General features: G+C 42.6%; 5 protein-coding genes. 2 read left to right on the top strand and 3 right to left on the bottom strand.

Annotated elements, in window-relative coordinates:
• Positions 1–282: 282 nt before the first annotated feature.
• Complete coding sequence (locus F3741_09815; protein MZG31079.1) at positions 283–1,569, bottom strand: hypothetical protein; 1,287 nt, start codon at positions 1,567–1,569, stop codon at positions 283–285.
• Between the two features lie 2 nt (positions 1,570–1,571).
• Positions 1,572–2,555 (bottom strand): hypothetical protein, encoded by a 984-nt coding sequence (locus F3741_09810; GenBank protein ID MZG31078.1) that lies wholly within the window; start codon positions 2,553–2,555, stop codon positions 1,572–1,574.
• 289 nt (positions 2,556–2,844) lie between these two features.
• Here F3741_09810 and F3741_09805 point away from each other — a divergent pair, with 289 nt between their 5' ends.
• Entirely contained in the window at positions 2,845–3,468 is a 624-nt protein-coding gene (locus tag F3741_09805) for an ABC transporter substrate-binding protein (protein ID MZG31077.1), read from the top strand.
• Positions 3,469–3,490: 22 nt separating this feature from the next.
• The gene (locus F3741_09800) at positions 3,491–4,495 is read left to right on the top strand and encodes a GHMP kinase (GenBank protein MZG31076.1); all 1,005 of its coding nucleotides are present in this window, start codon (positions 3,491–3,493) and stop codon (positions 4,493–4,495) included.
• 120 nt (positions 4,496–4,615) lie between these two features.
• Here the strand turns inward: F3741_09800 and F3741_09795 are convergent, their stop codons facing one another.
• Positions 4,616–7,072: an MMPL family transporter gene (locus F3741_09795; GenBank protein MZG31075.1), complete on the bottom strand. Its 2,457-nt coding sequence runs from the start codon at positions 7,070–7,072 to the stop codon at positions 4,616–4,618.
• Between the last annotated feature and the right edge of the window lie 122 nt (positions 7,073–7,194).

The following is a 7,194-nucleotide window of genomic DNA, read 5'->3' as shown; positions in this document are numbered from 1 at the left end:
CAACTGGCAGGGCGTGGACTAAAAGTTTACAGTTCCACCCGCCCTGAAGAACGTTCGGGAAACATAGCTTTCATTATGGATCAGGATATCAGCCAGCTGTATGAATGGATGTTGAAGAACAAAGTGAAGCTGACGGTTCGGGATGGTTTGGTCCGGCTCTCGCCGCATTTTTATAATACTGAAGATGAGGTCAGCCGGTTTTTTGATCTGCTGGATAATTATGGGGCTTGTTAACAATGAGACTGTTGTTGTTAAAATAAAAAACTTACTTTTTAACAGTCATTATGTCCGTGTCACAAAGTTTTTCAGTTTTTCTTTTTCCAGCATTTGGCGGGCAAGTTTGAGAGCGTCTTGTTTGTTTTTAAATTTATCAACCCTCACCTTATAGATCTTGTTATTATCTTGGATGACGAAAGCTTTATAGCCCTTTTTCACCAGTTTGTTTAAAAGGGTTTGAGCATAGGCTTTTGTTTTATAAGCCCCCACTTGCACAGTATATAACTTTGATGTTGAACTCTTTTCAGACTCTCCGGTTTTACTTTTTGCTAGAGATGGCTGGGAGATTTTTTGAAGAGGGACAGCCAGGGTTGCTTTATAAGAATTCATGGGAATGGGAGTTGTAATTTCATTTTGCTCAGCTGAGGTTGCTGGAAGTTGAGGAATTTCTTTTTCCACAGCCCTTGTTTTGCGTACCTTTGCTTTCAAAGGTATTTTGCTTTGAATTTTACCTGCCAGTACCGGTTTGGTCGGTGGAGAAATTGTTTCTTCATTAAAAGTTTCACTTTGGGCACTCTGGTGGTTTGAGTTTTCATCGTCCAGATTTAGCGCATGGTCCCATTCGGCTTTAAGTTGCTGAAGCTCCTCAATTTTTTTCAAATCATTGCTGGCATTTTTGGCTATAACCGTACTTTCAAATTGAGCCTCTTTTTCAGCGTTTTCAGGTTTTTTAACCAGGGCAGTCAGTTTATCAACCATTTTAGAAGTCATCTTGTTCAGGTTGAATTTGTTGGTCACAAACTGAATAGGAGCAAGCAGTGCCGTGGTGATTCCGGTTGGAATTTTACCAATGCCTGAAAAGTCGTGTTCTGTTTGTTCGGCTCGCCACAAGATCTCACCGGTACGTGTGTCTACCATTTCCACTGAGACGCTTAATTCGATTGAGGAGTGCACGATGAAGTAACTACGTTCTACCTTATTGATCCTGCTGAATACTATGGCATCGGCACCCAGAATCTCTCCAAAATGCATTGGGTTGATTGCAAGAAAATTAGCGGGGTTGTTAAGGTTATTCTGCTTTAACAAACCATCTACAATATATTTTTCCAATAAATTGAATTTGGATTGTTTCAGGTTGGCATGTAACCCCTGGCGGAATATTTTTGCCATTTCCATTTGTCCTGCATCACTTGCTTGAACCGGCAGAATAGCTACAGTTTGATTTTTTGATAAAGCGTTTAAATGACCTGATACTTTGGTTTGCAAATCTGAAGCACATGCTGAAAGCAGGGTGAGCAAAAATAACAGCCCGGAAAGCCTGGAAAGGTTTGAAATGTTATTTACCAAATTCATAATTAGTTAGTTGAAGAATCAAAATGGGCCATGCCTTCTTTGTAAAACTTTTTACCGGCAAGGCCGTTTTTATTTTTCAAAGTACCGACTATCAGGGAACTGCTGGCTTCATCAGAGGACTTAATTGTGTAGCTACCGGTGTAGAGCCCTGGCACAATTTCTTTCAAGGGTATGTTTGATTTCCAGCTTCCGATATCAAAATAGCCTGTTAGCCCCGGGTCGCCCCTAAGGTTTACATAGATTCTGTCGTTTGGTTTTAGCTTCAGTCCCGGTTTTAAATTCGTTTCTATGCTGGTGATCTTTGGAAGACGAATTTCTTCTTTCCAGCTATCGGCAGGGTCAGGAATCTCCTTCATCATATTCATAGAAAACATTTCTGCTGTTTTATAAAAAGCCTCGTCAACTTTTACATTGTCCATTTGATCTTGAATGATCTCGACAATCGTTGGAGAGAGTATTCCCGAATAAGTACTTTCCTTGTGTTCAGTTTCCCAGATAATGTCTCCTGTTCTCAGGTCCAGCATATCAATGCCTGCTTTTATGGACGTCTCCGCATGGATGCCACCTGTGAAGTTACTGGTGGATAAAACACGGGCTCTGATTACCGCATCAACACCCAGAATTTCCCGAAGCCTTTCCGGGCTTAATTCTAAAATCTTTTTATTGTCTGTCAGCCCAGCATTTTTTAGTTTTTGGTCAATGGTGTTCAGGGGAAGGTCGGTATACCCCAGAAAGCTGAAATAATTATAAAAACAATTGCGAAACAGTTCATGCGGAGATACATCTTCATGGCTTTGCTCTTCGAGGGTAAAAGGTAAAATGGCAACAGACCTGGGATGCATACTTGTATTAGTGATATTCTGCCGAATTTCCAAGTCAACAGTACCGCAGCCAATAAACATAAGACTCATTGCCATTGCTATTGATAGCTGAATGTAAGAATATACTCGGACCTGGCTCACAAAACGCGCCTCCGTATAAATCATTGAATACTTGATACTTTTGGTGATTCTGGGATCAATCTACTATAAGAAATCCTTTAAAAATTGTCAATATTTAAAGGAATTTATTAAAATTTTATCAATTTTGATGGTCCGAAGGATTTCACCCATTCAATATATTTTCATTCCTGTCACTTATCGGCATTTTCTGCAGTATGTATAAGTGGAGACATCTCCTTTTTATGGGAGAGTTGGACGCTTGATTCGAAATACCATATTTGCTAGAGTTACCAGAGATCGGATTGAAACAATTTAAGAGGATTTTTTGATGAAAATGAAAAGCTTTTGGGGTTGTTTTTTGGTTGCTGTCTCTTTGCTTTTGGGTACCGGGCAGGTAGTTGTTGCGTCTGAAATTACTGATGATGTGAAAGGGACCATCGATAAAGTTCTCGAGATAGTATCTGATGAAAATCTCAAGAAAGATCCGGTTTTAAGAAGAAAAAAACTGCGTGAGGTGATTGGTCTGCGATTCAACTATAAGCAGATGGTGATGCGCTCACTTGCCAAGAACTATAAAAACCGCAGTGATAAGGAACGCGAAGAGTTCACCGGGCTTTTTAAAAAACTGCTCGAAAATTCCTATGCCAGTAAAATTGAGAATTATCAGGATGAAACCATCAATTATGTGGGCGAGAAGGTTAAGGGAAAATATGCAATGGTTCAAACCCAGATTGTCCGCAAGGATGGAGTGATTGATGTTGATTACAAACTTATCAAGGATAACGGGCAATGGCTCGTCTATGACTTTGTGATTGAAGGTGTCAGCCTGATCCGCAATTATAAATCCCAGTTCTCAAAAATTATCAGTACAGAATCCTATGCATCTCTTGTCAGCAAGTTGAGTAAGAAGATCGACGATCTTGAGGCTAAAAAGTCTACGGATTCTGAAAACCTCTAAGAGAAGCGGGTCAGTGCTTCGTATTAAAAGCTCTGCTCCTACCCGCATAGACCTGGCCGGAGGAACGCTGGATATCTGGCCTTTGCACCTGTTTTTTGATAATCCTCCCACCCTCAACGCGGCGATCGACCTTTATGCCACCGTTGAAATCACCACCCGTAAAGACAAACGTATTGTTCTGACTTCGCGCGATCTGGGATTGAGCGAAAACTTTTCTTCTTTGGGCGCGCTCCCTGATAAGCACCCCCTTGAACTAATTGTGCGTACGTTGAAGTTTTATGCTCCCCAAACAGGATTGGAAATATCGACGGATTGCCAGGCACCACAGGGATCAGGAATTGGGGGTTCATCTGCTTTGAACATTGCCCTTCATGGAGCGTTGAACAGGTTGACGGGCAAGCGTTACCGTAAACCTGAGATGATTGAAATTGCTAAAAATATTGAAACTCAGGTCATCAATGTTCCTGCCGGCTGTCAGGATTATTTTCCCGCAATGTATGGGGGTGTGCGAAAAGTTGTTCCGGGAGTGCGAGGTACCGAAACAGTGAAGTTTGCTATCAGTCCAGCTGAACTGACTCGGCATTTTGTCCTGTGTTACACCGGTAAACCCCGCAACTCGGGGATTAATAATTGGGAGGTCACAAAAAAAGCGGTAGATGGGAATCGGGCTGTGATCCTTCACCTGAAAACAATTCGTGATTGTGCCCTGGAAATGGAACGGGTTTTGAGTCGAGGAAAAATTCAAAACCTTGCTCCAGTATTTTCCAAAGAATGGATAGCCAGAAAAAAACTGGCCCCCAATATCAGCACTCCTCAAATGGATAAGTTGATACGGTTTGCCATGAAAAAGGGAGCTTTGGCGGCCAAGGTTTGCGGTGCCGGTGGTGGAGGGTGTGTGGCCTTTATCGTTCCTCCAGCCAAAAAACAATTGGTATCGGAAGAACTCACTTCGAAGGGAGGCCAAGTTCTTCCCTTTCGCTTTGTTTCCCGCCCACTCCGAGTGGCGTCAATGAACAAGGTCGGGTAACAAGTGGTTAGCAAGAAATTTATTCAGAGAAATTACTTTAAAGGACCTAGTAGCTGCTAGTTGCTCTTACAGCAATTGAGTTATGGGTCCAGCGTCACGCTGGCCACGCCGAGTGGTTGTTCATTGGGTCTCCGACGGGGAGCCGAGGGGTCGGAAAACGACAATAAGCAGGGGTAACAGGGTGAGAGCACCGATAAGCGCCACAACCATTGCCGCACCGGTTAACAGCCCGAAGTAAATTGTGGGCATGAACTCCGAAAGAGCCAGTATGGAAAACCCGAGAGTGATGGTTACAGACGTGTAATACATGGCTTTGCCAATGCTTCCGTGACAGCGATTCATGGCAGCCAGATAGTCCTGGTCGATCTTAAACTCGGTTTGAAAGCGGTGTATGTAATGGATCGTGTCGTCCACAGCGATTCCCACTGTGATGGCGGCAATGGTAATTGTCATCATATCCAGTGGAATTCCCATCCACCCCATGAGGCTCAATACGGTTCCCGCTGCAAGCAGGTTGGGGATGATGCCGATTATTGCCATGGATATGCTTCTGAATAAAATCATGAACATGAACATTATTGAAATAAAAACCACACCTATAGTAAGAATCTGAGACCGGTACAGACTTTGGAGCATATTATTGTAAAGCACAACCATTCCAGTAAAGTTGATGGCTTCCGGGGAGAACTTTAATTCCTCAATAAGATGGGTACGAATTTTTTCTATCAGTTGGGAGCGTCTCAGTGTAGGGTCCGACTCGATCAGTCTCATATTAATATGAATCTGGTTGGCATCTGGAGAAAGGTATGGGTTGACAAGAGAATCTTTTACGTTATCAGGCATGAGCTTGCGGATCAAAGCCAAATCATAATCATCCGGTTTTCGGCCTTTGTCCAGTTGAGTGAAAACCTTGATCAGTGTGGATATTGACTGGACTTTGCCAACTTCCGGCAGGCTTTCAAGATAGTCGTGAATTAGCTCTACCCGGTCCAGCATATTAGAGTTAAACCAGTAATTTTGCTCAACCTCTTCTGCTTCCTCCGCGAAAGGGTCGTCAAAGTCTTCATCAAAAGTTTCTTCTTTCGTCTTGTTCTTTTCCTCAATTTCTTTCAGGTAGTCAAAATATTTCTGGTCTGGATTCATGACAATGTCTAACGGTGTAGTGCCACCCAACTGTTTGTCGATAACCTCCATACCCTGATAGATTTCTGTATTGCTTTTGAAGTGGTCGATGAAGCGGTTTTCTACCTCAAGCTTTGCTATTCCAAGTGCGCTCACAATTGCTATAAGGAAAGAACCATATAAAATCGCGTTTCTGTTACGGTTGGTAAACGCGGCGATAGCCAGTGTGAAAGTGCGGGTGCCGTCTTTGGAGAATCCCGGAGCTTCTGGCTGTAACAAAACCAAAGCAGCAGGAAAAAAGATAAAATTTAAACTAAATGCCAGGGCGATACCAATCGTCATGATCCAGCCAAAATCAATAACCGGTCGAATTCCGCTTATAATGAGGGAAACGAAGGCAACAATGGTGGTGATTGCCGTGTAAAAACAAGGCTGGCCCATTAGGCGGATTGTTGTCCAGACCAGCTCTTTCTGACTTTGACCCGGGTTGCTGTCGTTGATATCCCGATAACGCACTATCAAATGGATGGTCAGCGACATGGTAATAATGAGCAGGATCGAAACAAAATTGGATGAAATTACAGTGACACGCCAATCCATTAAGCCTAGAAAGCCCACCATCATCACAACGGTAATAATGCAACAACCCATTGGCAATGCGACCCATCTTAATTTCTTAAAGAAAAGGCTGAGCATCAGGATTAAAAATGCGATAACACCTAACCCGAATGTTTCCAGATCGTGTTCGATAAATCCGATCATGTCTGAAGTGATCATTGGCACTCCGCCAAGGAACATTTCTGCATGTTCACGATGCCGGTCCATGATTTCTCGAACGGTTCTTATGAGTTTATCTTCATTATCAAGAACCTGAGCGTGATAATCCCGAAACTCTTTCCGGGCTTTGACAAATAACTGCTCTTCTTCTTTATCAAGGCCAAATTTCTCCTTCTTTTCACGCAAGTCATTTCGCCTGTACATCAAAGAGAAATATTTTTCATCACGCTTAAAATTAATCCTGACAATGGTGGTTTTGCCATCCGGACTCATCAACAGGTTTTTATAAATAGGGCTTTCAAGAAATTCCTTGCGGGCCAATTCCCGATCAACTCCTGGTGTTTCCAATGTTCGGATATCGGTGTCAAGCTTTGAAATTTCTACTCGCGGGCTGTTCAGCAGAGGAACATTTAAGATACTGTCTATCGAGTGAACCCGCTCCAGTTCAGCAAGTTCATTGCTCAAAGATTTTAAATCGGACAATACTGCATTGGACATCAAATCCTTGAATGGAGCATAAGTAATGATAAGAAAATCATCAGATCCATAAGCTTTGCTTATAGTCCTGTAATATTGCAGGGAGTTATCGTTTTCAAGAACCAGAGACTCAGCAGAAGCATCGAGTTTGAAACTAGAGATATGGGAAGCAAAATATCCAACCACCAGCACTACTAACATAAGGCTGACAAGCGGCTTGTCGATTACCCACTTCCGATAGTTGCTGGCAAAAAAATTCAACAAGAAGAGAGCTCCATTGTTAAGAAGTTCGTTTTGGAGCAGGACATTTTTGGGTAAGTAAA

Source organism: Nitrospinota bacterium, assembly GCA_009873635.1.
GTDB lineage: Bacteria > Nitrospinota > Nitrospinia > Nitrospinales > VA-1 > LS-NOB.
The sequence above is the reverse complement of the archived record's forward strand: the minus strand, read 5'-3'. Positions and strand labels throughout refer to the sequence as shown.

Bases quoted from the DNA above. Each gene is read 5' to 3' on its own strand.
- F3741_09805 (MZG31077.1), top strand. From the start codon at position 2,845: ATGAAAAGCTTTTGGGGTTGTTTTTTGGTTGCTGTCTCTTTGCTTTTG.
- F3741_09815 (MZG31079.1), bottom strand. From the start codon at position 1,569: ATGAATTTGGTAAATAACATTTCAAACCTTTCCAGGCTTTCCGGGCTG.
- F3741_09810 (MZG31078.1), bottom strand. From the start codon at position 2,555: ATGATTTATACGGAGGCGCGTTTTGTGAGCCAGGTCCGAGTATATTCT.
- F3741_09795 (MZG31075.1), bottom strand. From the start codon at position 7,072: ATGTTAGTAGTGCTGGTGGTTGGATATTTTGCTTCCCATATCTCTAGT.